We start from the raw sequence: 24,951 nt of genomic DNA, 5'->3' as shown, positions 1-24,951 counted from the left end.
AGGATCTAAACGAGGCCCCTACGACCGCACGAGGCTTGATGACCTTCAGCTTCCTCCACGCCGCAGACCTCCACCTCGACTCCCCCCTGCGCGGGCTGGATCCGGAGGCGCCGACCGACAGAATCCGCGGCGCCACCCGTAAGGCGCTGATCAACCTCGTCGAACTGGCCAAGGCGGAGCAGGTGAGCTTCGTCCTTCTCGCCGGTGACCTGTATGACGGCGATTGGAAGGACTGGCGCACCGGCCACTTCCTCGTCTCCCGACTGGCCGAGTTGAAGCGCGCTGGAATCCCCGTCATCGCCATCAGCGGTAATCACGACGCCGAGGCGGTGCTCACGCAGAAGCTGCCATTCCCCGGCACCATGCTGCCCGCCCAGAGGCCCGGCACCACCATCCCGATCCCCGGCGTCGCCGTGCACGGCCAAAGCTTCGCCACCCGCGCCGTGCGGGACCGCCTGGCGCTCGCCTATCCGCGCCCCCTGGCGGACCATTTCAACATCGGCCTGCTGCACACCGCCTGCGGCTCGACCGAGCATGACGACTACGCCCCCTGCACCGAGGCCGAACTGCGCGAGAAAGGCTACGATTACTGGGCGCTCGGCCACGTGCACCAGCGCGCCGAGCTATCGCGTGACCCCTGGATCGTCTTCCCTGGCAATTTACAGGGCCGCCACATCCGCGAGGAGGGCAGCAAGGGCGCCAGCCTGGTCCGCGTGGCCGACAACCGGGTACAATCCGTCACCCATCACGGCCTGGACGTCCTGCGATGGCGCCAACTGCAGGTGGACATCACCGGCGCCGCCGACCTGCAGGCGGTGCTCGGCCGCGCCGCCCTGCTGCTGGACGCCGCCGTGATGGAGGCGGAGGGCCGGCTGCTGGTCGTCCGCATGACGCTGGCGGGTGCCAGCAACGCCCACGCCGAATTGGCCAGCAACCCGCAGCGAACCCTGGCAACGATCCGCGCCGCCGCCACCGACGTCGCGGCCCCGGACGCCCTGTGGATCGAGGACGTCCGCGTTCGCTCCACCCCGCCGCAGGACCAGGCCACGTTGCGCCCGCAATCCGGCGTGGTCGGCACCCTGGTCGACGCCCTGGCCGAAACCCCCACCCTCGATCCGGACCTCGCCGCGTTCATCGCCGACCTGGCCAAGCGGATGGACCTGACCCTGTTGGATAAGGACCATCCCATCCGCGCCCTGGCCGCAGGCAACATGCCGGATGCGCTCACCGCCCGCGCCCAGGCGCTGCTGCGGGCCGAATTGTTGCGAGGCTAACCATGCGCCTCCACCGCCTGCTGATCGAGAAATACGGCAACCTGGAACGCGCCGAGCTTTCGTTCGACCCGGCGCCAGGCCGCATCAACCTGCTGCTGGCCCCAAACGGCGCCGGCAAATCCGTCCTGCGCCAGGCCTTCCACGACCTGCTCTTCGGCATCCCCCTGCAATCCGACATGAAGTTCCGGTTCGACTATCCGGGCATGCATCTCTGCGCCGACGCCGTGTCGCAGGACGGGGCGGAGTTCACCTTCGGCTGGCAACGCAAGGCCGGCCGCATCTTCCCCAACGCCGGCACCGATCCGGCGGCCTCCCGCTGGCTGGCCGAACTCACCGCCGCCGTCACCCCGCGCCAGGTCGAAATGCTGTTCGCCCTGGACACCGACCGCCTGCGCGCCGGCGGGAAGGAGCTTGCCACCGGCGACGGCACCCTCGGCAGCGCCCTGCTGTCTGGCACCGGCGAACTCGCCTCCGCCCGCACGCTGCGCCGCGCCCTGGACACCCGCCGCGCCGCCATTTGGGAGCGCAGCAAAAGCTCCCGCCCGCTAAACGCCGCCCTCGCGCGACTGGCGGGCGTAGGCAAGCAACAACGCGACGCGCTGCGCACCCCGAAGATGCTGGGCACCCTGCAAGCCGAAATCCACGAAACCCAAACCCGCAAATCCGCCGCCGGGGCAGAACTAGAAGCCGCCCAGGCCCAACTCAGCCGCCTGAACCGCATCGAACTGACCCGAGGCCCCGTCGCCGAATTGCTGGCCGCGACCGCCTGGCTCACCGCCCACCCCAACGCCCCAACCCTCCCGGATGGCTTCGCCGACCAACTCGCCCGGGCTCGCCACGAGGCCAGTCTCGCCGCCACCCGCCTGGACGCCGCGCGCGAGCAACGCCGCGCCGCCGAGGCTCGTGCCGCCCAATCCCCCCGTGACCCGGCGGCCGATGCAGCCGACCCCGCCCTGTCCAAACTATCCGGCGCCTTAGGCGACGCCGACACCAAGCGCCGCGACAGTGCCGCGCTGGTCACCAAACGGGCCGAAGCCTTGGTGGACGTCGCCGCGGCCCTCCGCGACATCGGCAGCACGATCCCGCCGGACCAGGCCGGGTCTGTCATCCCCACGCTGCCAGCCATGTCGGCTGCGCGCGAGCAGATCAACCACCACACCGCCGCCGCAACGACGTTGAAGCTGGCCCAAGCCCGCCTGGAAAAGGCCGACGCCGCCCTGGCGTTGCTGGCCGCCGAAGGCGAAGCCGCCCCCGTCCTCGCCCAGGACGAACTGGACGCGCTACTCGCCGAAATTCGCCGCGACCGCGACCCGCTCGCCCACGCCGCCGAACTCGCCCAGGCCGCGCGCGAGGCCGCGGCGTCCGAACGCGCCTGCGTCGCCAAACTCCCCTTCTGGGGCGGCGATCCTGCCGGGCTCGCCGCCATGACCCCCGCGACCGAGCCCGCCTACGAACGCCTTGCCACCGCGCTGGCTGGCACGCAGGACCAACTGAACAAAGCCACCGCCGACCGCGACCGCCTGCAAGCCCAGCGCACTCAGTGGGAGGCCTCGCTTGCAAGCCTGCGCCAGCAGCCCCTCCCGGACGCCGCCGCCCTCGCCACCGCCCGCGCCGAGCGGGACCGTGGCTGGTCCCTCATCTACGCCCGTGCCTTCGCCGGTCGCCCCGACGAAGCCGCCGAGCGCCTCTACGCCGGCGACCAGGCGCTTCCCCTGATGTTCGAGCGCCACCTGCGCGCCGCCGACGCCATCGCCGACGCCCGCATCGACGAATTGGCCCGGGTGGAGCAGGCCGCCCGCCTGACCGCCGACATCACCGCATCCGAGCCCGCATGGGCCCTGGCCAACACCGCAATCGGCAGCGCCACCCAGCAGCACGCCGCAGCCGCGCAACGATGGACCGAACTCTGCGCGCCCCTGCGCCTGGCCGCCGACGCGACATTGCGCGAAGTCTTCGCCCTGCTTGCCGCCCGCGCCGAATCGATCGAGGCCCGGCGCGTGAGCGAACTCGCCACCGGCGCGCGGGATGCGGTCATCGCCCAACACGCGGCCTGGGCCGATCGCCTGTCCCATCTATGCGGCACGCCCGGCAGCCTCGCCGCCCTGCTTCCCCTGGCCGACGCCAAGGTGCAAGCCGCCCGCCTCGCGCAAAAGGCCGAACTCGCCCGCGACGCCAGGCGCACCCAGTCCGAGGCGGAGCGTCGTGCCGCCACCATCGAACTTGCCTCCGCGCAGGACCGCTTGGCCGCCTGGCAGCAAGGCTGGGACGCAACCCTCTTGCAACTCGGCCGCCCTCCCGTCGAAACGCCGGAAGTCACGGGGCGCGTGCTGGCCCGCCTCGGCGAGATGGATCAGCAGCATCGTGCCGGCGCCGGGCTCCAATTGCGCATCGACGACATGCGCGCCGACATCGCCGCCTTCGCCAACATGGTGGCCGCCCTGGCCGCCGACCTCGCGATCCCACCCGGCAGCGACCCGTTCGCCACGGCCGAACTCCTCATCACCCGGCGTGACACCGCCCGCAGCCTCGCCAGCGCCGCCAAGGAAGCCGAACGCGCCCAGACCGATGCCGCGACTCTGCTGGAAGCTGCCACCCAGAAGGACCGCGACACCGCCGCAATCCTGGCCGCCGTGCTCGCCGGCTGCGGCGCGCCCGACGTCGCCACCGCGGAGCACCGCATCGAAGCCGCCCGCGAGCGCAGCCGCCAGGACGCGATCCGCACCGCCGCCACCAGCCGGCTCGCTGCGATCGGCGGCGGCGCCTCACTCGACCAGTTGGCCGCGGAATTGGCCGCACTCCCGACCGACCAGTTCGATGCCGAGCGCCGGGTCGCCGAGGCCGCGCTCACCCGCGCCCGCACGCAGGAGCAGGAGGCCGCGATCGCCCTCTCTACCCTGGAACGCCAATACGACGCCGACGCCGCCGCCACTGGCGCCAGCGAGGCCGCCGAGAGCGAGGCCGCCATCGCCGCCGAGGCCGGTCGCCTGCTTGACGAATACCTTCTGCTGCGCGTCGCCTCCGGCATGCTCGGCCGCGCCCTGGACCGCGTGGAGGAGAGTGCCGGCCCTACCGGCGTGCAGCGCATCGCCGCCGCGTTCGAGGCCATCACCGGCGGCACCTGGACCATCCGCGCCAGCGAGAACGCCCGCGGCGAAACCACGTTGCAGGCCGTGGAGCGAGCCGCCAACGAGTTGCCAAAACAGATCGATCAGCTTTCCGAGGGCACGCGCGACCAACTCTATCTGGCGCTGCGCCTGGTCGCCATCGAATCACACGTCGCCGCTGCTCCGCCTTTGCCCTTCATCGCCGACGACATCCTGCAAACCTTCGACGACACCCGCGCCCACGCCGCCATGCAGGCCCTGGTCGGGCTCAGCCAGCACGTCCAGGTGATCGTCCTCACCCACCACCCGCATCTGCTCGAAATCGCCAAGACGCTGCCAGTCCACGCCCAAACCCTCTAATAATGTCGCACCGCTGTGACGATGACGAAGGGGGACACGGGCTATGAATGAGGAAGAGATCCGCGGGCTTCTCAATCGCCACTGGGCCGCCTCCGATGCGGATGATTTCGAGGGGGAGCACGAGATATACCTGGAGGATGCCGTGCTGGAATATCCCCAGTCGGGCGAGCGCATCCGCGGGCGGCGAAACATCCAGATGTCGCGCACCGCACAGCCCAACCGCAAACGCTTCGACGTGCGACGGATCACCGGCGCCGGCAGCCTGTGGATCACCGAATACGTCCTGACCTATGACGGGCGGCCATCTTACACGGTCAGCATCATGGAGTTCGCGGGCGACAAGGTAGCGCGCGAAACCCAATATTTCGGCGACCCGTTCAGTCCTGGCTCGTCCCGCGCCGAATGGGTCGAGCGAATGGCGTGAGATCGGACCGTCCGCTATCCCGCGCGGAACTGCCGATCGATACCGCCGCTCTCGCCCGCTTCCTCATGGGCAAGATCGTGATGCGGGCGCTGCCCGAAGGCCTCGTCAGCGGCCGGATTGTCGAGACGGAAGCCTACATCATCGGCGACGCCGCCGGGCACGCCTATCGAGGCATCACGCCACGGACCCGTTCGCTCTTTCTCGAGCCTGGGCACGCCTATGTTTATCTCGCCTATGGCATCTCATCCATGCTGAACGTGTCGAGCGAGCTGCCAGGCGTCGGAGCCGGAATCCTGATCCGCGCGCTCGAGCCGCTCGACGGCATCCCGATCATGCGGCGCAACCGTGGGATCGAGCGCTTGCGCGACCTGGCCCGCGGACCGGGTCGCCTCGCCGCAGCGTTGCGGATCGATCGTGGGCTCGACGGCCTCGATCTTTGCCGCGAGGGTCCGCTGTGGCTCGCACAGGATAGTACTGGACCAGGCGAAATCGCTGAAAGCATCCGGATCGGCTTATCGCGCGATGCGGATCGCCCATTGCGGTTTTATAGTCCCGGCAACCCCTTCGTCAGCGGCCCAACGTCGCTCAATGCGGGTTGATTGCGTCATACAGCTGACGCTACCCGAACGCCCCCACATCATGCGTAATCGCCGCCCCAATCTCTCGCACCGTGCCAAACAACCGCCGTATCGGCTCGAAAATCGCCGCATGCTCCCGCTCATACGACTGCGCCGTCCGTCGTCCCACCGGCTCGGCATAGTCGCGCGCAGCGGCCGGGTGCGGCGTGGTGGGAAAGATCTCCGCCAACAGCGCCAAACAGGCCGGGATATCCAGCCGGATCAGCCGATCCTCCATCCCCTGTCGCGTCACCCCATGCCGCGGCGAAAACTCCGGGATCTCCGTCCCAAGCAGCCAGATCCGCTGGATCGCCGCGATGCGCAGCGCGTGCAGCAGCACCGATTGCGTGCCCATCCGCGGCGCATCCGGCCAGGTGTCCAGCAGCGCCAGGTAGTCCAACTGAATCCGCCGGCTCATCGCCGTCACCGGTTGCCATAGGCCCAGCCTATCCAGCGCCCGCGCCACGCTCATCAACGCCGCCGCCTGGCCCGGCGCCCCGGCATGCGGCACCCGGTCCAGCCACGCCCCCGGGTCCACCAGCCCCACCACCGCGCGCAGCACATCCAAATCCGAATGCGCCAGCGCATGCGCCGCGAAATCCAAGGCCCGGCGGAACCGCGGACTTCCCTCCATCAGCGGCGCGAAATCCTCCCGATGCCGTGCCGCCGCCGCGCCCAAGCCCTGCAGCGTATTCGCGCACCACCCCAATTGCTGCAAAATCGCGTTGTTTGGGATCGCTCGCAGTTCCCGCGGATGCCGAATCATCGCCGGGCCGCCGCTATCGGATTGCCGGGCACTTGGCCGCGACCCGGTGGCATCCAGCAACGCCGGCCCGAACGTGCCCAGCAGCGCCGCGTATCCCGGGTCCTCCACCAGCTCCCGCATCCCGCTGCCGATGGTGGCGAAGAAATCGGCCGCAAAATCCGGCTCGGTATAGATCGGGTCCTGCCCGCCGATCATGGTGGCGTAAACATGCTCCGCACACCGCGCGATCGTGGCACTCGCCAGGGCAGGGGTGCCGAACAGCAGATACCCGTCGCCGCCCTGGAACGCACTTTCCTCCCGCGTCGCAATCCCGGCCGCCGCAAACGTCATCCGGCTGCGTGTCGGCGAAATATACTTCAGCCGGTCTGCCAACGAGCCGGGATGCGCCCCGCGCCCGATGCTCTCCCCATGGGTGTCGAACAACACCACTTCCACATCGGTCAGCCCGTGCTTCACCAGCAACTCGGCCGCCTTCAGCCGCAACCGCTCGATCAGGTACGACGCCGCCAGCTGCCCCACATACCGGCCGCTATCCGAATACCCGAACTGCAGGCACATCCGCCCAGTCGCCCGCAGATAATCGCACCAATGCGGCGAGCGTAGCGCCTCCGCGATCACCCGCGCCCCGTCTTCCAGCGCCTCCGCCGTTTCGAAAAGCGGGCTTATCTCGACATGCTTCTCCACCCCGAACAGCCGCGCCAGCCACAGCGCCGTCAGCAGCGTGTAGCCGCTCTCCGTCTCCGCGATCAGGAACCGCACCGGCGCGGTGCCGTCCACGTGCTTGGCGATCTGCGTCACCGTCATCATCAGCCGCGCGGCGGATGATTGTTCGGCCATCAACGCCCCGAAATCCACCGGCTCCGGCTGCACTTTGTCCAACGCCTCGCCCATCGCAGCCAGCAGCACCCGGCGCCGGCTCGCATCTGCCGGCGGTTCCGCCAGCCCCAGCCGCACTCGCGCCGCATTGTGCAATTGCGCCGCGTTCAGCCGCACATGCGTGTGTGCCAGCGACAGCCCATGGCTCGCCAACCCGGCGCGCGCCACCATCAGCGCCATCGGGTCCGGGGCCGCTGCAATCGCCTCGTCCAGCAACTGCAGCACAGGCGCCGCCGTCACCAATGCCGCGTCCCGGCCACGCACCAGCGCCGCGGCGAAGGCGGCGACAGCATCCGGCTCCTGCGCCGCCGGGCAGGCCGCGATCTGCGCGTCTACCGCTACCAGAGCCTCGTCCAGCCTCGTGCCCGCCGCGCCGCCGCCGACTTGCTCCCGCACGCGCGCCAATTGGTGCCGCTTCATCACCAGCCGCAGCCGCAGCGTGTCCCACCAGCCGATATCGGTGCGCCCATCCGTGTCGTAGCCAACCCACGTCGCCAGGATCACCGGCCTCGGCACCACCGCCCGCCAGCGATCCGGCCATGCCGCCTGCGCCGCCCCCAGGATCGCCCGGCTCAGCCCGTCGATCGCATCGCGTCCGTGCACGATGGCGACCAGCGCCTGGTCGAACTCCTCCACCAACGTCGGCTTGGACGGCCGATGCGACTCGAACCGCGCCGCCTCCCCACCACTGGCGGCAGCGGCCAGCGCCGCCCATTGCGGACGCGGCAGGGAGAACGTCGGGTGCGCCGTGAACACCGCCGCAAACCGCGTCCGCTCCACCGCGGCACGGAAGGTGCGAAACGGCACCGGGCTATCCGCCGGGTCCGGCCGCACCAGCCGGGCGGCAACCGCCTCCATCGCCGCCTGCGACCCCTCCAACCCGCCCAGATACCCGCGGATCCGGATCGCCCGTGCGTCGAACGCCTCGTCCCGTAACTGGCGCACCACGGCGTCCAGCATGTCCAGCGACAACGCCCCGGAATCCATCTGCCGGATGATCGCCTGCGCCACCGACAGCACCGGGCTGCCAAACGGGTCGGTGGCGCTGCGATGCCGCGCCTCCTGCACCAGCGCAAGCAGGTCACGCACGACCGGGTCCGGGCTTAGCTCGCTGCTGGCGTTGGGGTCGGTCATGCAATGAGTGTGCGGTGCAGCGCCCGGGCCTGCAAGCACGCCGCGCCTCGATGTGCTAACCACTCATGCATGACTGTCGTCGACCCCGACCGGCTTGCCCGGCGCTCCCTCGCCCGGCACCGTGCCTTCGCCACCGGGCTGCTTGTCCTCATGGCCGCACTCACCCTCGGCAGCTACGCGATGCCGCCGGGTTGGGGCACCGACCTCCTCCAGGCCGCCGCCAAGGCCGGCCTGGTGGGCGGCATTGCCGACTGGTTCGCCATCACCGCCCTGTTCCGCCACCCGCTGGGCCTGCCGATCCCCCACACCGCCATCATCCCCGCCCAGAAGGAGCGCCTGGGCCGCGCCCTCGGCCGCTTCGTCTCCACCCACGTCTTCACCGAGGCGGAGCTGCGCCGCACCCTCGGCCGCATCGACATCCCCGGCATCCTTCACCGCTTCTTCGCCGACCCGAAGGCCTCCCGCCCGGCCGCCGAGGCGCTCGCCGGCATGCTGCCCCGCCTGCTCGCCACGGTGGAGGACGGCCGCGCCCGCCGCCTCATCGCCCGCCTGGTGCCCCGCATCCTCGGTGGCCGCGGCGCCAGCGCCGTCGTGGCCCGCGCCCTGCACGGCCTGCTGGACGGCGGCCGCCACCAGGACGTGCTCACCTTCATCCTCGCCCAGTTCCGCCTGCTGCTCACCGCGAAGGAGGAGCAACTCCGCACCGTCATCGCCGAGCGGGTGCGCGAGCAGGGTGGCCGCATCGTTGGCTGGGCGCTGGGCGCGCAGGTCGCCCGCCGCGTCCTCACCACCCTCAACGGCGAACTGGACAAGATCGGCCCCGACGGCTCCGACCTCCGCGACGCCTTCGACACCTGGATGCGGGCCGAAATCGCTCGCATGGAATCCGATCCGGAGCGCGCGGCGGAGGTCGGCCGCGCCATCCGCCAGGTCGTGGCGCACGAGACGGTGCAGGCCTGGATCTGGGACATTTGGGCCCGCATGCGCCTCGCGCTGGAGGCAGACGCGGCCAAACCCGGCGGCCACACCGTCGCCTTCATCGAAAGCGCCCTGGCCAATCTCGGCACCCTGCTGGAGTCCGACCGCGGCGTGCGCACCCGCCTCCAAAGCGCCGCCGAGGTGATCGTGATGAGCGTGCTCCCCTCCGCCCAGGCCTCGCTGTCCGGCTTCATCGCCGACGCGGTGGGCAATTGGGACACCGCCACCCTGGTCGACCGGATCGAGCTTCGGGTCGGCAAGGACCTGCAATTCGTCCGCGTCAACGGCACCGTCGTCGGCTTCCTGGTCGGCGGCGCGCTGTATGCGGTGCTGAAGGCCGTCTTCGGGGTGGTCAGTTTCTAACCGGCGACTACATTATGCCTGGCGAGGAGTGCACGCATGCGGCTTTCCGTTTTGGACCAGTCCACCATCGTTTCCGGCCAAACCCCGGCCGACGCCATCCAGGAAAGCATCGCCCTGGCCCGGCATTGCGAGGCGCTGGGCTATGACCGGTATTGGTGCGCCGAACACCATGCCTCCGCCAGCCAAGCCGGCACCGCGCCCGAAATCCTCATGGCCGCCATCGCCGCCACCACTAGCCGCATCCGCGTCGGCAGCGCCGGCATCATGCTGCCCCACTACGCCACCCTCAAAGTGGCGGAGCAGTTTCGCGTCCTCGAAGCCATTGCCCCCGGCCGTATCGACATCGGCCTTGGCCGTGCCCCCGGCAGTGATGGCCGCACCGCCTACGCGCTCAACCCCAACGCCGCCCAGGCCGCCGACAAATTTCCCGCCCAGGTCCGCGACCTGCTCGCCTGGCTGGCCGGTGAGAAACTGCTGGAGGGACACCCCTTCCGCGACATCCCCGCCCAGCCGCAGGGTCCGACCACGCCAGAAATGTGGATCCTTGGCTCATCCGATTACGGCGCCCAGGTCGCAGCCCATTTCGGGCTGCCCTACTGCTTCGCTTATTTCTTCGGCGACGGGCAAGGCGCCGCCGAGGCGATGCACCTGTATCACGACACCTACCGCCCCAGCGCCCGCCACCCCGAGCCGCACGCAGCCCTCGCCGTTTGGGCCGTGGCTGCCGACACGCAGGAGCAGGCCGAGCGCCTCTTCGCCTCCCGCGCCCTATGGCGGCTCGGCCGCGACCGCGGCGTCTACGCCGCCCTGCCAACGGTGGAAGACGCCGCCGCCTACCAATACACCGACCGCGAGGCCGCCCGCATCGCGCAGATCCGCGCCCAGGCGATGGTCGGTACCGCCCCCGTCGTGTTGGCGCAGATCGAGGCGATGGCAAAGGAATACGGCGCGGCCGAAATGGCGGTCATCACCACCATCGCCGACAAGGAAGCCCGCCGCCGCTCCTACACCCTGCTGGCGGAGGCGGCGCGACTACGGCCGGCGTGCGACGTATCGCTCGCCGCCGAATGAGGCGCGGCGCCGCGCCTGCCAGATCTTGAACCGGATCGTCAGCACGGCGACCAACACCGCCACGATCACGACCGGAATCAGCGCCAGGGCGATCCACAACGCGAAGGCCGCAAAGGCCAGCGCCCCCGCCGCAACCGCGATGAGGATGGCGCCGGCGATGATACGGGGCGCGATCGGCGCGCGGGCAGGCGTGGCGAAGCGGCCATCCGGCGTCATGTCGATCTGTAGGCGAGGGTCATATGCCATGATCCAAACCTGGAGCGCATCCGCGCCGGGTTCAAGCCACGATCCAGTGGGCGGGCCCGGACGATGAGGTTAAATGTGCGACAGGAGCGGACGATGATGCGACATGTGCTGGCCCTACCGATCGCGATCGTCCTCTCGGCCCTGAGCTTCCCCACCCACGCGCAAGCCCCAACTGGCGCAGCCCCCACCGGCCAGGCCGGCCTCTCCGGCAGCGTGCCCGAAGGCGTGGTCCGCGCCACCCTGCCCAATGGCATGCAGATCGTGGTGGTGCCCGACCACTTGGCCCCCGTCGTCTCCACGGCGCTCAACTACATGGCCGGCTCCAACGACGCCCCACCCGGCTTCCCCGGCACCGCCCACGCGCTGGAGCACATGATGTTCCGCGGCGCCGACGGCCTGGACCGCGACCAACTGGCCGAACTCGGCGCCCTCCTCGGCGGCGCCTACAACGCCAACACCAGCGAGACGGTGACCCAGTACACCTACACCGTCACCGCCCGCGACCTCGGCGTCGCCCTGCGCAGCGAGGCCCTCCGCATGCGCGGCCTCACCCTGGCCAAGGACGATTGGGACCGCGAGCGCGGCGCGATCGAGCAGGAGGTCTCGCGCGATCTGTCCAGCCCGTTCTACAACTACGCCGCCCAGGCCCGCGCCATCCTGTTCGCCGGCACCCCCTACGAGAACGACGCGCTCGGCAGCCGCCCGACCTTCGACAAGACCGACACGGCCATGCTGCGGACCTTCTATGAGCGCTGGTACGCCCCCAACAACGCCATCCTGGTCATCGCCGGCGACGTCGACCCGCCCAAGGCCTTGGCTGAGGCAACTGCCATTTTCGGCGACATTCCCCGCCGCGATATTCCGGCTCATCCCGGCTTCACCCTCAACCCGGTGCAGCCGCAAACGCTGGAACTGCCGACCAACTTCCCATTCGGCCTGGTGACGCTCGCCTTCCGCATGCCCGGCCTCCGCGCACAGGACTTCGCCGCCGCCGACATCCTCGGTGACGTGCTCGGCAGCCAGCGCGCCGCGCTGTACGGCCTGGTCCCGGACGGCAAGGCCCTGCTGGCCCAGTTCAGCTTCCAGGCCAAGCCCGATGTCGGCCTCGGCCTCGCCGTCGCAGCCTTCCCCACTGGCGGTGACCCGGCGCCGCTGCTCGCCGACCTGCACCGCGTGCTCGCCGACGCTGCCGAAAACGGCGTCTCCCCCGAACTGGTGGAGGCCTCCAAGCGCCAGGAACTCGCCCAACTCGCCTTCGAGAACGACAGCATCAGCGGCCTGGCTCGCATTTGGTCCCGCGCGCTCACCTCTCAGGGCGCCAACTCACCCGAAGACATTGCGAAAGCCTACGCCGCCGTCACATTGGCCGACGTGAACCGGCTGGCGAAGGCGCTGCTCGACCCGAGCCAGATGATCACGGGGATCCTGACGCCGGATACCAAGGGCCGTCCCCCCACCTCCGGCGGCTTCGGCGGCGCTGAGTCCTTCGCCAACCCGCCCGACCACCCGGTCACACTCCCTGCCTGGGCCGCGGCCGCGATGGCCAAGTTGCCGGACCCGTATCCCGTCGCCTCCCCGGTGGTGACCATCTTGCCCAACGGCCTGCGCCTCATCGTGCAGCCAGAGCACGTCAGCCACACCATTTCCGTCTACGGCCAGGTCCGCGGCGAAGAGTCGCTGCAGCAACCCGCCGGGCAGGACGGCATCGCCCAATTGCTCGGCCGCCTGTTCAACGACGGCACCGAAACCCACGACCGCCTCGCCTTCCGTAAGGCAATCGACGATATCGGCGCGGTGGAAAGCGCCGGTGCCAGCTTCTCCCTCAAGGTCCTCACGCCGCAATTCGAACCCGGCATGAAGCTGTTGGCCGAAAACCAACTGCACCCGGCCTTCCCCGCGGACGCCTTCGCCATCAGCCGCCGCCAATTGGCACAGAACCTGACGGGCCTGCTGGGCTCGCCGAGCTATCTGTATCAGCGCGCCATCCGCAAATCCCTCGTGCCCGACGGCGACCCCTCGCTCCGCCAGCCCACCCCCGACGGCGTGGCCGCGCTCAGCCCGGCCGAGCTACGGGCCTACTACGACGCCACCATCCGCCCAGACCTCACCACCATCGTCGTCATCGGCGACGTAACGCCGGAGGACGCGCTGCGCGTCGTCACGGCGAATTTCGGCGACTGGAAATCGGCCGGCAAAACCCCTGTCGTCGATTTGCCGCCCGTGGCGCCGAACAAGCTGTCGAGCAGCCGGGTCGCAGACCCAAGCAGCCTGCAGGACCGGGTGGCGCTCTCCCAAACCCTGTTGCTGCCGGTGTTCAACCTGGATCGCTACAAGCTGGAACTGGGCAACCTGATCTTAGGCAGCGGCTTCTCGTCCCGCCTGCTGCAGGATCTGCGGGTCAAGACCGGCTACGTCTACAGCGCCAGTTCCGCCCTGCATTGGGACCGCACCCGATCCTTCTACACCATCAGCTTCGGCGCCGACGCCGCCAACGTGGAGAAGGCGAGGGTGCTGGTGCTGCGCGACCTGACGGACATGCAGACCACCGATGTGACGGACGCCGAGTTGAACCGCGCGAAGGCGCAGATCCTCCGCGAACTGCCGATGCAGCGCGCCAGCGTCGGCTCCATCGCGGCGCTGTATCTACGCCGGGTCGATTTGGGGCTGGAGCTGAACACCGACGCCATTGCCGCCCAGCACTACCGCGACATCACTGCCGACGACATCCGCCAGGTCTTCGCTGCCTGGATCCGCCCGGACGCGCTGGCCGAGGTGGTGCAGGGGCCGCCGTTGCCAAACTAGGATCCCGATATCGGGGCGGGTTACCGGGCGTCGAAGGTTCTCCGGGCCTGCTCCACCTCATCCAGGTTTTCCGACGCCCAAACCCACACACCGCAGAATGCCGCCCCAAGGGTCAAGCCCAGCCCCGTCAGCCGGTATTCGACCTTCGGCGGCACGACGGGATGCACTGTGCGCACCAGTAACCCGTCCCGTTCCATGTGGCGCAGGGTCTGCGTCAGCATCTTCTGGCTAACGCCGCTCACCATCTCGCTCAGCCGCGTAAACCGCAACTCGCCGTGTTCGGTCAGGACTTCCAGGACCAGCATCGTCCACTTGTCGGCAACTCGCCCGATCAACTCGTGCACCAGCGCACCGATCCGGGGATCGAGATCGGGCGGGGGCGTGGCGATCGCATAACGCCGCGCTTTCTTGATCTCTTCCGCCGTGAAGTGCGCAAGGCCGTTCATCCAACACTCTCCTTTTGGTAAGTATAGAACATTTTCGTGCCTACTTCCATTTCGAGAGTGTCGACAACATTATTGGGAGGCTAGCGCAATTCCCCTGCGCAAGGAGCCGCCATGAAGCTGGAACACAGAACGATCTTGATCACCGGTGGCACAAGCGGCATCGGCCGCGAACTGGCACGCGAGATGCTGAAGCGCGGCAACGTCGTCATCGTCACCGGCCGCGACCAAGGGCGACTGGACGAGGTCGGTCGGGAATTGCCGGGCATCCATACGATCCAGAGCGACGCGGCGGACCCAAGCGCCATCGAGGCATTGCACAAGGACGTGCTCGCGCGCTTCCCCGGGCTCGACACGCTCATCAACAATGCCGGGATCATGCGCAACCTGACGCTCGGCAACAGCGGCCTTCTGGATGTGACGCGCGAGATCACGATCAACTTCAGCGGTCCGGTGCAGATGGTCCAGCGCTTCCTGCCGCACCTCCTGACGCGGCCTGGCGCGTTGATCGTCAACGTGTCGTCCGGCCTGGCCTTTCTGCCGTTTCCCTCGGCCCCGATCTATTGCGCCACCAAGGCGGCCATTCACTCCTTCACGCAGTCGCTTCGCGTGCAACTGGAAGGCTCCGGCGTGACCGTGGTCGAGTTGGCGCCGCCGGGCACGGAAACACCGTTGTTCCGGGCCGAATTCGAGCGGGAGATGAAGAACGAAAAGGCGATGGACCCGAAGCTACTCGCGCAACGCGCCATTTCCGGCATCGAGGCAGGCAAGCTCGAAATCCGGCCCGGTGTCGCCAATGTGCTGAAGATCATGAGCCGGGTCGCGCCAAGCTTCATGCTCAAGCAGATGACGAAATTATCGAGGCGTACTTAGGCGGCCCATAAGCGGTCAACACTCGATCGCGTTCACCGCCAGCCCGCCCTCGGATGTCTCCTTGTACTTCGACAGCATATCCCGCCCGGTATCCCGCATCGTCCGGATCACCTGATCCAAACTCACGAAATGCGCCCCATCCCCGTGCATCGCCAACCGCGCCGCATTGATCGCCTTGACCGAGGCCAACGCATTACGCTCGATGCACGGGATCTGCACCAGCCCGCCGATCGGGTCGCAGGTCAGCCCCAGATTATGCTCCAGCGCGATCTCCGCCGCGTTCTCCACCTGGGCGTTGCTGGCGCCAAGCGCCGAGGCCAGCCCAGCCGCCGCCATCGCCGAAGCCGACCCGACTTCCCCCTGGCACCCGACTTCCGCACCGGAGATCGACGCATTGCGCTTGATCAGCGACCCAACCGCCGCGGCCGCCAGAAAGAATGTCTCGATCCCCGCATCCGAGGCACCCGGCACGAACAGATCGTAATAATGCAGCACCGCCGGAATAATGCCCACCGCCCCATTGGTCGGCGCCGTCACCACCCGGCCACCCGCCGCATTCTCCTCGTTCACCGCCAGGGCATAGAGGTTCACCCAATCCATGCCCATGAACACATCCTGCTCGTTCATGCCCTGCCGCTCCCGCAGCCGCGCGTGCAGCCCCGGTGCCCGGCGCCGCACATGCAGGCCACCCGGCAACTCCCCAGTCTGCCGCAGCCCCCGCTCCACGCAGGCCTGCATCACCGTCCAGATATGCGTTATCCCCGCCGAAATTGCCGCGTCGGAGCGGGTGGCGCGTTCGTTCTCCCGCTGCAGTTCCGCAAGACTCAGCCCCGCCCGCTCCGCCATCGCCAGCAATTCGGCCGAAGTCGTAAACGGGTGCGGCACCGGCCGCGCATCATCCGCGCCAGCATCCTCCTCCCCATCCGTCACGATGAAGCCGCCACCGACCGAGTAATACGTCCGGCTGAACACGCCCTCTGCCCCAGTGACAGTGCAGCGCAAGGCGTTCGGATGTCGGGGCAGCATCTCCCGCTTGCGGAACACGATGCCGCTGGCCGGATCGAACGCGACGCTCCGCCCGCCGGGCAAGCATAGCATCTTGCTGGCCGCGACCTCCGCCACCAGCGCTGCCACCTGGTCCGGATCTACCGTGGCCGGCCGCAATCCCAGCAGTCCCAGCACGATGGCGGTATCGGTGGCGTGTCCCTTGCCCGTCAGCGCCAGGGAGCCGAACAGATCGACGACCAAGTCCTGCACCACCATCCCCACCGGAATCTCGCCCACGAACCGGGCGGCGGCCAGCATCGGCCCGACCGTGTGCGAACTGGACGGCCCGATCCCGACGCGGAACAGATCGAACAGGCCGGTCCATGGCAGCGTGTCTTGTGGCATGGCGCCACCTCACCCGATTGGGACAGGGCTACACAAGGCGAGAATCGGAACATTCCGGCGGCGGCTGCGTAACGCCCTGTTACAATCACTGGAGGCGACGTGACATGCCGGCTAAATTCATCGTGTTGGCCGCCGCCGGGTTGGCCCTCGCCAGCCCCGCCATGGCCCAAGCCCCGAACCCATCCCAGATGCTGAAGGGGCTGCTATCCGGCAACCAAGGCCAGGACCAGGCCGTCCGCGACGCGTTCGAGCGCGGCTATCAGCGCGGCCGCCAGGACCAGGAAGTGGCCGACCGTGACCGTAACCCGCGCGGTGGTGGCGGTGGCTACGACCAGCGGCCCTATCCGCAGCAGCAGCCAGTCCCCTACGGCCGCTAACTACATCCCCAGCGCGCGGCGATACAGGTCCAGCAGCGTCTCCTGCTCCTCAACATCCGCCGGCTCCTGCTTGCGGATGCTGATGATCTGCCGGATCACCTTGACCTCGAACCCGGCGCTCTTGGCTTCGGAGTAGATGTCCTTGATATCGTTGGAGAGCGCCTTCTTCTCCTCCTCCAGCCGTTCGATCCGGTCGATCAGGCTGCGTAGCCGGTCGGCCGCGATCCCGCCCACCTCGGGGTTGGGATCGTCCTCTTGGCGCTTGCGGCTGGAAGCGGCCTCGTCGGCGGTGTCGAACGGAGTGTCGGACATGAACCCTCACGGTGTTACGGTCGCGCCAGGTCGGCGGCGGCGAAGGCGGCGGGGTAGCCGCCGAGGGCCGCCGGGTCAACGGGGCTGGAGTCACGGCCGGGGTGCTGTAACATGCACGCCACGCCCCGCGAGGAGAGTCGCCGCATGTCCGCCATCGATGAGATCCGCCGCTATCACGACGACCTGACGGCCTTCCGCCAGGACCTGCATGCCCACCCCGAATTGGGGCTGGAGGAGCATCGGACGGCGGACCTCGTGGCGGCCAAGCTCGAATCCTACGGCATCGAGGTGCACCGCAACGTCGGCAAGACCGGTGTCGTCGGCGTCCTACGCGCTGGCAACGGCCAGGCCCGAATCGGCCTGCGCGCCGACATGGACGCCCTCCCCATCATCGAGGCCACTGGCGTCCCCTACGCCAGCGGCACCCCCGGCGTGATGCACGCCTGCGGCCATGACGGCCACACCACCATGCTGCTCGGCGCCGCCCGCTACCTGGCGGAGAAGAAAGACTTCAACGGCACCGTCCACTTCATCTTCCAGCCCGGCGAGGAAGGCATCGGCGGCGCGCTGGCCATGCTCGACGACAAATTGTTCGAGCGTTTCCCCTGCGACCAGGTCTTCGGCATGCACAACCGCCCCGGCATGCCGGTCGGCGAATTCGCCATCTGCCCCGGCCCGGCGATGGCCGGCGGCGCCTTCTTCGACATCCATATCGAGGGTAAGGGCTCCCACGGGGCCCACCCCGAACAGAGCATCGACCCAGTGCTGATCGCCTGCCACATCGGCGCTGCCCTGCAATCCGTCGTCTCCCGCAACATCGCCCCGACGGAAACCGCGGTGGTCAGCGTCACCAAGATCCATAGCGGCGACGCCTTCAACGTGGTTCCGCAATCCGCCACGCTGGCCGGTACCGCCCGCGCCTTCAAGAAGGACGTGATGGCCAAGATCGAGGAGCGGATGCGTGCCCTGGTCGAGGGCATCGCCGCCGCATTCGGCGCCACGGCCACCCTGGATTTCCGCCTGATCTTCGCCCCGCTGGACAACCAGCCGCTCGAAACCCAGCTCTACGCCGATGCAGCGGCCGACCTGGTGGGTGAATCCCTGGTGGATCGCACCAAGGGCCCGACCATGGGCTCCGAAGACTTCGCCTTCATGATGGAGAAGGTCCCCGGCGCCTACATCCTGGTCGGCAATGGCGAGGGCGCGGCCCCTCACCACCCGAAATACAACTTCAACGACGAGGCCATCCCGTTCGGCGCCGGCCTCTATGCCCGCCTGGTCGAACGCGTGTTGCCCAAAGGCGTCTAGCAGGGCAGGGGGCCGCCATCATGCACCGCAGAGCCATCCTGGCCGGGCTGGCCGCAGGCGGCATTGCCGCGACCGCCCGCGCCCAACCCGCAACCGATCCCCGCGCCCTGGCGGAGCGGTTTGCGGCGACCCTGTCGGCGCATGATATGGCGGCCTTCGCCGACCTCTTTGCCGAGGACTACCGCAACCACCAGGCCAGCGCCGCCGCCCCACCCCCGCCCCCCGGCGGCAAAACCATGAAGCAGGGCTCGGTCGATTTCTTCGCCGCCCGCCTGGCCGGCCTCCCCGACCTCACCGTCACCATCGAGGCGTTGGTCGCCACCAACGACCAGGTAGCCGCCAGCTTCGTCTACACCGGCACCCACCAGGGCGTGTATTTCGGCGTCCAGCCCACCGGCCGCAAACTCCGCTTCACCTCCTGCGACATCTTCACCGTTCGCGACGGCAAACTTGCAGAGCATTGGGGCATGGGCGACATCGCCGGCGTTCTGGCACAGTTGAAGGCGTAAGTTTCAGCCTGTTATCCAGTCCCTCCTGGCAACGAGCCCCGCGAACCAGATCGAGAACCCGCCGACTGCGACAATGAACAGCGGAAACGGCAGCACCCTTCCTAGTCCTTTATGCGCGATGAGGTCGGTTGCCACAAAGGCGTAGCCAAACACCACGATGATCGCGACAAGCGAGATACAGAAGAGCACTGACGCCCGCCTGTCGCACAGCAGCAGCGCCAGGCCGCCAAGCAACCCGCCGAACGTCCCTATGGCATAGACCCAACCCCGGTGTGGATGAACGGGCAATGCCCCCCACCGCCAGATTGCAGGTCGTCACCGCCACCGCGAAGGCCCGGCTTGCCAGGTTATGCGCCACCACCGACCAGGTCATGCCAGTGCTCCGCCAAGCGTGCGTTGAAACAGGGCAATCGCCCAGGCCATGCACTGCAGGAACAATGCCGGGTCATAGCGCGGCCCCTCGTCGCGCAGGAAGGCGTGGGCCGCGTTCACCTCGTACCATTCATAGATCGCGCCCACCGCCTCCAACCGCTCCCGGATCGCCTGGCGGCCGGGGAAGGGGACGTGCGGATCCTGCCGTCCCCACACGAACAGCGTCTCCGCCTTCAACTCCCCCATCCGCGCCAGGCTGTCATCATGCTTGCCCTCGCCCAGCGAGCCGGAATGAATGTCTGTCGCATAGAAACACGCAGCTGCCGACACGCCTGGGTTCAGTGCCGCCCGATACGCCAGACACCCGCCCAAACACACGCCCATCGTCGCCAGCGTCCCGGTACACGCCGCATGACCCTGCAAAAACGCCAACCCGGCCCGCGCATCCGCATCATACGCCGCTACCGGCTTGGTGAATTTCAGCGCGTTGCCGCGGTCCGTCCCGGGCTGGTCGTATAGCAGCACCGTGCCCGGCGCCTCGTACTCGTGATAAACCTCCGGCACCGCCACCACATAGCCCTGGCCCGCCACCATCGCCGCCAACCGGCGGATCGGCGGCGTCACCTGATAGATCTCCGAAAACAGCAGCACGCCGGGAAAGCGACCCGGCACGGCAGGCCGGAACAGGTGCAGCCGCATCGTGCCATCGGCACCCGGCACGGCGATATCGGCCGTTTCGTCACTACGGATGATCATCGCCCATTCCCCGAAACCCATCCCGCCGGGCAACGCCCTGCGCACCCACGCGTTAATATGCCGTCTCGCATGCAAGGAGAAGGCGTATGCCCACGCAGCAAGCTGTCCAGCGGCGAACGGTTCGACCCACCGCCCTGATACTCGTCGCGGCTCTCGCGATCGCCAGCCCGGCGCTCGCCCAGCCCGCGAAGCCGGCGCCTGACAGCAGCGGCCCGCAAACCATCGTGCCCGCGCCACGCCCCAATGGCCAGGCCGACACACCCGGCGGCAGCGCTCGCAACGGCATCATCCAACCGCCGCCCACCACCGGCTCGATGCCGGTTGTGCAACCTCCAGCGCATGGTGCGATGCCGGTCATCCACCCGCCCGGCGCCAGCGGCAACGCCGCGAACGTCCAGGCGAAGTAACCAATGACGCTCCACGCCCAAATCCCCACCTCGCCCGACCTGCCACCGCCGATGCCGCCGCCAGGCATGCCCCCGATCGGCCCCGACCTGCCAGACGCGCCGATCTACGACCCGCCCGGCCCCGACCAGCCACCGGACAGCGACATCCCACCCGCTGGTGACCCACCGCCGGACGAGCCCCCGCCGACACGTTTCTAGCCGCCCCCGACGGCGTTCATCAGCCTGGCTGATCAATCGGTCAGCGATTTGCGCTGGACCAACTGGGGCCGGCGCGGCTCCCTGCCTGCAACCGCACGGCGAAGCCCGGGCGCAAGGCAGGCAGGGAAACCATCCAAGTGACGGCACGGATCATCAATTCCGCAGGCAGGCTCGACCGGATCCCGGTTGGCAGCTTCCATTGGCGCCTGTTCACGCTGGTCGGCGCCGGCATGTTCTTCGATGGGCTGGACTCCTACATTGCCGCCGGCGTGCTAGGCGCGATGACCAAATCCGGCTTCTCCGACCTGGCGCACAACGCGCACTTCATCTCCGCTACCTTCGTTGGCATGACCATCGGCGCCTTCGTTGCCGGCATCATGGGCGACCGCCTCGGCCGCCGCACCGCCTACCAGGTGAACCTTGCGATCTTCGGCGTCGCCTCCATCGCCGGCGCGTTTGCCCCGGATATCGACTGGCTTACCGCCGCCCGCCTCGTGATGGGCATCGGCATCGGCGCCGAAGTCGTCTGCGGCTACGTCATGATCGGGGAGTTCATGCCTCCAACCACCCGCGGCCGTTGGGCTGGCGGGCTGGCCATCATCACCAACTCCGCCCTGTTTGTCGCCAACGTGCTGGGGGTGTTTATCATCCCGGCCTTCGGCTGGCGCTGGATGTTCGGCATCGTCGGCATTGGCTCGCTCGCCATCTGGCTGCTGCGCCGCCGCTTGCCGGAATCCCCCCGGTGGCTGGAAAGCAAGGGCCGCTTCGACGAAGCCGAAGCCGCGCTGGTCGCCATCGAAACCGAGGCATCTCGCAAGGCTGCCCTGCCGGAGGCGGTCTACAGCGTCACCCCCGTCATCCCGCACCAGCCCATGGGCGCACTGTTCACCGGCCAGTTGCTGGGCCGCACCATCGTGGGCAGCATGCTCATCATCGGCGTCAGCATCGCGCTGTATGGCTTCGTGGGCTGGCTGCCGACCTTCTTCGTCAAGCAGGGCCTCGGCATCGGCTCCTCCCTGGCATTCACCGCGGCGATGTCGTTCGGCAGCCCGCTGGGCAACGCCGTCTCGATGTGGTTGGCCGAGCGGTTCGGCCGCAAGCCGAGCCTGATCGTCTGTACCCTGGCTGCCGCTATCCTGGGCATCATCTACCCCTTCGCCGAATCGGCGACCCAGGTCGTGGTGGTCGGCTTCGCGCTCACCTTCTTCATGGGCGTGATGATCGGCGCCGGCTGGGCGCTATACGTGCCGGAGCTTTTCCCGACCGAACTCCGCATGCGCGGCGCTGCCGTCTGCAACACCGCCGGCCGCATCGTCTCGATCTTCATGCCCTACGCGGTGGTGGCGCTGTTCACCGCCTACGGCGTTTCCGGCGTGGTGTTCACCCTGTCCGGCTTCCTGTTCGTGACGGCGCTACTGATCGCAGTGCTCGGCATCGAGACCCGCAACCGCACGCTGGAGCAACTGCGCCCCACCGACGGCGCCCCCGCCGGCATCCCCGTCGGCCGTCAGGCCTGATGCAGGATCGGTTCCAACAAACGCGCCTCCAGCAGCCGCGTCAGCTCGGCCGCGATGGGGGAGAGTGGGCGCCCATACTGGGTGATGATCCCCACCTCCCGCGTCAGCATCGGGCTGGTGATCGGCAGCGTGGTGATGCCGTGGCCCAGCGGGCTCGGCACGGCGATGCCGGGCACGATGGCCACGCCCAACCCGGCGCCCACCAACCCCATCACGGTCAGGATCTGCTGCGCCTCATACCGCACGGCCAGCACCACGCCGGCCTGCTGCGCGGCCGGTTCGATCATCGGGCGCAACCCGCCCATCAGGATGATCGGCTGGCTGGACAGCGCGGCGAGGCTCACCCCATCCCGCGCCTTGATGGTGCCGGTGCGAAACACCGCGCAGATCGGGTCGGTCATCACCGGGCGAAACGACAATCCGTTCAGGGCTGTGGGCGTCGGGCCGATGCCGAAATCCACGTCCTGCATCCGCACGCTTTCCACGATCCCCGTCAGCGGCAATTCCCGCAGCCTGGCACTCACGCCCGGGTAGGCAGCCTGGAACTCCGCCATCACGCCGGGCAATCGGCTGCCCGCAACGCTCGGGGCACACGCGATGGCCACCCGGCCGCGATGCGACGCCGCCAGCCCGTTCGCCTGCCGCAGACCGGCCATCAGTTCGGTCATCCCCGCTCGCACATGGCTCAGCAACTGCTCGCCCTCCAGCGTCAGCCGCACCTGGCGGGTGGTGCGGGTGAACAATTGCAGGCCCAATTGCGCCTCCAATTGCTGGATCTGCATGCTCACGGCGGATTGGGTGCGCCCGATCGTCTCCGCGGCCCGGCGGAAGCTGGCATGCTCCGCGACCTCGATGAAGGTCTGCAGCAAATTCAAATTGATGTTCACAAGGGGACTATTCTGCCCATGCGCGTCATCGGCAAGCGGGTGGTCGCATGACCGCCCGCGCCCATCGCTCCGAACTCGCCGTTCCCGGCATCCAGCAGCGCTTCCTGGCCAAGGCCACCGCCAGCCCGGCGGACGTGATCTTCCTGGATCTGGAGGACGCCGTCGCCGCCTCCGCCAAGGAAACCGCCCGTGGCATGGTAATCGAGGCGCTGAACACCCTGGACTGGGGCCGCCGCACCATGGCCGTCCGCGTCAACGCCCTCGGCACGCTCTGGGCACTCCGCGACATCGTCGACATCGCCCGCGCCTGTCCCCGGCTCGACCTCATTCTGCTGCCCAAGGCGGAAAGCGCTTTCGACGTCCAATTCGTCGCCGAACTCCTCGCCAGCGTCGAGCGTGAAACCGGCCGCGAGCGTCCCATCGGGATCGAAGTTCTCCTGGAATCCGCCAAAGGCATCTCCCGCGCCGACGAAATCGCTGCCGCCCATCCGCGGCTGGAGGCGATGGTCTTCGGCGTCGGTGACTACAGCGCCGACCTGCGCACCCCCGACACCGTGTTCGGCCGCCCCAACCCCGACTACACCGTGCTCACCGACGCGGACGCTGCCGGTCAGCGCCATCTGCACTACAACGACCAGTGGCACTACGCCCTCGCCCGCGTCGTCAACGCCTGCCGCGCCAACAACCTGCGTCCGATCGATGGCCCCTACACCGACTACAAGGACCCGGACGGCTTCCACTCCAGTGCCCTACGCGCCCGCAGCATGGGGTTCGAAGGCAAATGGGCGATCCACCCCACCCAGGTCGAACCCGCCAACGCCGTCTTCTCCCCCACGCCCGCCCAGGTCACCTGGGCCCGGGAAGTCGTAAGCGCCCTGGACGCCGCCGCCGCGTCCGGCCAGGGCGCCGTCGGTGTCGGCGGCGTGCTGGTGGACCTCGCCCACGTCCGCCGCGCCCGTGAAGTCTTGACCCGCGCCGCCCTGATCGAGGGCGTACAAGGAACCAATCCATGACCGAACCAGCCTCCAAGCCGCAGGGCGTGCAGCCGCTGACCGGCGTGCGCGTGCTCGACATCGCGACCTTCCTGGCCGGCCCGTTCTGCGGCACCATCATGGGCGATTTCGGCGCCGACGTGATCAAGGTCGAGCATCCGAAGGCCGGCGATCCCCTGCGCGGCTTCGGCACCCCCACCGACTGCGGCGATACCTTCGCCTGGCTCAGCGAGGCGCGGAACAAGCGGTGCATGACGCTGGACCTGCGCGCGCCCGACGGTGCTGCGATCTTCCGTCGCATGGTCGCCGAGGCGGACGTGCTGATCGAAAACTTCCGTCCCGGCACCATGGAGAAATGGGGCTTCAACTGGGAATCCCTGCGGGAGATCAATCCGCGCCTGGTGATGCTGCGCATCAGCGCCTACGGCCAAACCGGGCCGCTACGTGGCAAACCCGGCTTCGCCCGCATCGCCCACGGCTTCAGCGGTTTGTCGTATTTGGCCGGCGAACCCGGCCGCCCGCCCGTCGTGCCCGGCAGCACCTCGCTCGCCGACTACATGTCCGGCGTATGGGGCTGCGTCGGCGTCATGATG

Annotated in this window: 24 protein-coding genes; 16 read left to right on the top strand and 8 right to left on the bottom strand. The window is 68.5% G+C overall.

What is annotated here, in order from left to right; all coding sequences use genetic code 11:
* Window positions 1-38: 38 nt before the first annotated feature.
* The 4 genes from GSQ76_RS00925 to GSQ76_RS00910 are packed head-to-tail and all read left to right on the top strand — an operon-like array spanning window position 39 to window position 5,761.
* Window positions 39-1,274, top strand: coding sequence for a DNA repair exonuclease (locus GSQ76_RS00925; RefSeq protein WP_158742040.1), 1,236 nt, complete (start codon window positions 39-41; stop codon window positions 1,272-1,274).
* A 2-nt stretch (window positions 1,275-1,276) separates the two neighbouring features.
* Window positions 1,277-4,738 carry an AAA family ATPase gene (locus tag GSQ76_RS00920; RefSeq protein ID WP_158742039.1) on the top strand — a complete coding sequence of 1,154 codons (3,462 nt, stop codon included), beginning with the start codon at window positions 1,277-1,279 and terminating at the stop codon, window positions 4,736-4,738.
* A gap of 43 nt (window positions 4,739-4,781) precedes the next feature.
* The gene (locus GSQ76_RS00915) at window positions 4,782-5,162 is read left to right on the top strand and encodes a nuclear transport factor 2 family protein (RefSeq protein WP_158742038.1); all 381 of its coding nucleotides are present in this window, start codon (window positions 4,782-4,784) and stop codon (window positions 5,160-5,162) included.
* Entirely contained in the window at window positions 5,141-5,761 is a 621-nt protein-coding gene (locus GSQ76_RS00910; RefSeq protein ID WP_174247269.1) for a DNA-3-methyladenine glycosylase, read from the top strand. The genes GSQ76_RS00915 and GSQ76_RS00910 overlap by 22 nt, the downstream gene beginning before the upstream one ends.
* Window positions 5,762-5,780: 19 nt before the next feature.
* On the opposite strand, the gene GSQ76_RS00905 is transcribed toward GSQ76_RS00910, so the two are convergent.
* On the bottom strand, window positions 5,781-8,555 hold the full coding sequence (locus GSQ76_RS00905) for a phosphoenolpyruvate carboxylase (RefSeq protein ID WP_158742036.1): 2,775 nt from the start codon (window positions 8,553-8,555) through the stop codon (window positions 5,781-5,783).
* A gap of 69 nt (window positions 8,556-8,624) precedes the next feature.
* Between GSQ76_RS00905 and GSQ76_RS00900 the strand changes: the two genes are divergently transcribed.
* Complete coding sequence (locus GSQ76_RS00900) at window positions 8,625-9,896, top strand: DUF445 domain-containing protein (protein WP_158742035.1); 1,272 nt, start codon at window positions 8,625-8,627, stop codon at window positions 9,894-9,896.
* 36 nt (window positions 9,897-9,932) lie between these two features.
* Entirely contained in the window at window positions 9,933-10,967 is a 1,035-nt protein-coding gene (locus GSQ76_RS00895) for an LLM class flavin-dependent oxidoreductase (protein WP_158742034.1), read from the top strand.
* On the opposite strand, the gene GSQ76_RS00890 is transcribed toward GSQ76_RS00895, so the two are convergent.
* Window positions 10,929-11,213, bottom strand: coding sequence for a hypothetical protein (locus GSQ76_RS00890; protein ID WP_158742033.1), 285 nt, complete (start codon window positions 11,211-11,213; stop codon window positions 10,929-10,931). The genes GSQ76_RS00895 and GSQ76_RS00890 overlap by 39 nt on opposite strands.
* A gap of 93 nt (window positions 11,214-11,306) precedes the next feature.
* On the opposite strand from GSQ76_RS00890, the gene GSQ76_RS00885 reads away from it, so the two are divergent.
* On the top strand, window positions 11,307-14,015 hold the full coding sequence (locus tag GSQ76_RS00885) for a pitrilysin family protein (RefSeq protein ID WP_254070166.1): 2,709 nt from the start codon (window positions 11,307-11,309) through the stop codon (window positions 14,013-14,015).
* 20 nt (window positions 14,016-14,035) lie between these two features.
* Here the strand turns inward: GSQ76_RS00885 and GSQ76_RS00880 are convergent, their stop codons facing one another.
* Window positions 14,036-14,461 carry a helix-turn-helix domain-containing protein gene (locus GSQ76_RS00880; RefSeq protein WP_158742032.1) on the bottom strand — a complete coding sequence of 142 codons (426 nt, stop codon included), beginning with the start codon at window positions 14,459-14,461 and terminating at the stop codon, window positions 14,036-14,038.
* 111 nt (window positions 14,462-14,572) lie between these two features.
* Here GSQ76_RS00880 and GSQ76_RS00875 point away from each other — a divergent pair, with 111 nt between their 5' ends.
* On the top strand, window positions 14,573-15,331 hold the full coding sequence (locus GSQ76_RS00875) for an SDR family oxidoreductase (protein WP_158742031.1): 759 nt from the start codon (window positions 14,573-14,575) through the stop codon (window positions 15,329-15,331).
* Between the two features lie 15 nt (window positions 15,332-15,346).
* On the opposite strand, the gene GSQ76_RS00870 is transcribed toward GSQ76_RS00875, so the two are convergent.
* Window positions 15,347-16,723, bottom strand: coding sequence for an L-serine ammonia-lyase (locus GSQ76_RS00870; RefSeq protein ID WP_158742030.1), 1,377 nt, complete (start codon window positions 16,721-16,723; stop codon window positions 15,347-15,349).
* A 104-nt stretch (window positions 16,724-16,827) separates the two neighbouring features.
* On the opposite strand from GSQ76_RS00870, the gene GSQ76_RS00865 reads away from it, so the two are divergent.
* Complete coding sequence (locus GSQ76_RS00865) at window positions 16,828-17,100, top strand: hypothetical protein (RefSeq protein ID WP_158742029.1); 273 nt, start codon at window positions 16,828-16,830, stop codon at window positions 17,098-17,100.
* On the opposite strand, the gene GSQ76_RS00860 is transcribed toward GSQ76_RS00865, so the two are convergent.
* Window positions 17,101-17,412: a DUF2312 domain-containing protein gene (locus GSQ76_RS00860; RefSeq protein ID WP_158742028.1), complete on the bottom strand. Its 312-nt coding sequence runs from the start codon at window positions 17,410-17,412 to the stop codon at window positions 17,101-17,103.
* A gap of 144 nt (window positions 17,413-17,556) precedes the next feature.
* Between GSQ76_RS00860 and GSQ76_RS00855 the strand changes: the two genes are divergently transcribed.
* Complete coding sequence (locus tag GSQ76_RS00855; protein ID WP_158742027.1) at window positions 17,557-18,720, top strand: M20 aminoacylase family protein; 1,164 nt, start codon at window positions 17,557-17,559, stop codon at window positions 18,718-18,720.
* 20 nt (window positions 18,721-18,740) lie between these two features.
* The gene (locus GSQ76_RS00850; protein ID WP_158742026.1) at window positions 18,741-19,229 is read left to right on the top strand and encodes an ester cyclase; all 489 of its coding nucleotides are present in this window, start codon (window positions 18,741-18,743) and stop codon (window positions 19,227-19,229) included.
* Between the two features lie 3 nt (window positions 19,230-19,232).
* Here the strand turns inward: GSQ76_RS00850 and GSQ76_RS00845 are convergent, their stop codons facing one another.
* Together GSQ76_RS00845 and GSQ76_RS00840 are read right to left on the bottom strand one after the other, a co-directional pair.
* Window positions 19,233-19,463 (bottom strand): hypothetical protein, encoded by a 231-nt coding sequence (locus GSQ76_RS00845; protein ID WP_158742025.1) that lies wholly within the window; start codon window positions 19,461-19,463, stop codon window positions 19,233-19,235.
* Between the two features lie 135 nt (window positions 19,464-19,598).
* Complete coding sequence (locus GSQ76_RS00840; protein ID WP_158742024.1) at window positions 19,599-20,357, bottom strand: dienelactone hydrolase family protein; 759 nt, start codon at window positions 20,355-20,357, stop codon at window positions 19,599-19,601.
* A gap of 86 nt (window positions 20,358-20,443) precedes the next feature.
* Here GSQ76_RS00840 and GSQ76_RS00835 point away from each other — a divergent pair, with 86 nt between their 5' ends.
* The 3 genes from GSQ76_RS00835 (at window position 20,444) to GSQ76_RS00825 (ending at window position 22,479) form a co-directional block, all read left to right on the top strand.
* Complete coding sequence (locus GSQ76_RS00835) at window positions 20,444-20,764, top strand: hypothetical protein (RefSeq protein ID WP_158742023.1); 321 nt, start codon at window positions 20,444-20,446, stop codon at window positions 20,762-20,764.
* A 3-nt stretch (window positions 20,765-20,767) separates the two neighbouring features.
* Window positions 20,768-20,962 (top strand): hypothetical protein, encoded by a 195-nt coding sequence (locus GSQ76_RS00830; protein ID WP_158742022.1) that lies wholly within the window; start codon window positions 20,768-20,770, stop codon window positions 20,960-20,962.
* Window positions 20,963-21,099: 137 nt separating this feature from the next.
* On the top strand, window positions 21,100-22,479 hold the full coding sequence (locus tag GSQ76_RS00825) for an MFS transporter (RefSeq protein WP_158742021.1): 1,380 nt from the start codon (window positions 21,100-21,102) through the stop codon (window positions 22,477-22,479).
* Here GSQ76_RS00825 and GSQ76_RS00820 read toward each other — a convergent pair.
* On the bottom strand, window positions 22,470-23,366 hold the full coding sequence (locus GSQ76_RS00820; protein ID WP_158742020.1) for a LysR family transcriptional regulator: 897 nt from the start codon (window positions 23,364-23,366) through the stop codon (window positions 22,470-22,472). The genes GSQ76_RS00825 and GSQ76_RS00820 overlap by 10 nt on opposite strands.
* A gap of 47 nt (window positions 23,367-23,413) precedes the next feature.
* On the opposite strand from GSQ76_RS00820, the gene GSQ76_RS00815 reads away from it, so the two are divergent.
* Both GSQ76_RS00815 and GSQ76_RS00810 read left to right on the top strand, forming a co-directional pair.
* Window positions 23,414-24,379: a CoA ester lyase gene (locus GSQ76_RS00815; RefSeq protein WP_158742019.1), complete on the top strand. Its 966-nt coding sequence runs from the start codon at window positions 23,414-23,416 to the stop codon at window positions 24,377-24,379.
* The coding region (locus GSQ76_RS00810; RefSeq protein ID WP_174247268.1) for a CaiB/BaiF CoA-transferase family protein at window positions 24,376-24,951 on the top strand (576 nt) is incomplete at its 3' end. The genes GSQ76_RS00815 and GSQ76_RS00810, both read left to right, overlap by 4 nt.

Source organism: Acidisphaera sp. L21, from assembly GCF_009765685.1.
In the GTDB taxonomy this organism is placed as follows: Bacteria; Pseudomonadota; Alphaproteobacteria; order Acetobacterales; family Acetobacteraceae; genus LMUY01.
Note: the sequence above shows the minus strand (reverse complement) of the source record. Positions and strands in the feature narration are given on the sequence as shown.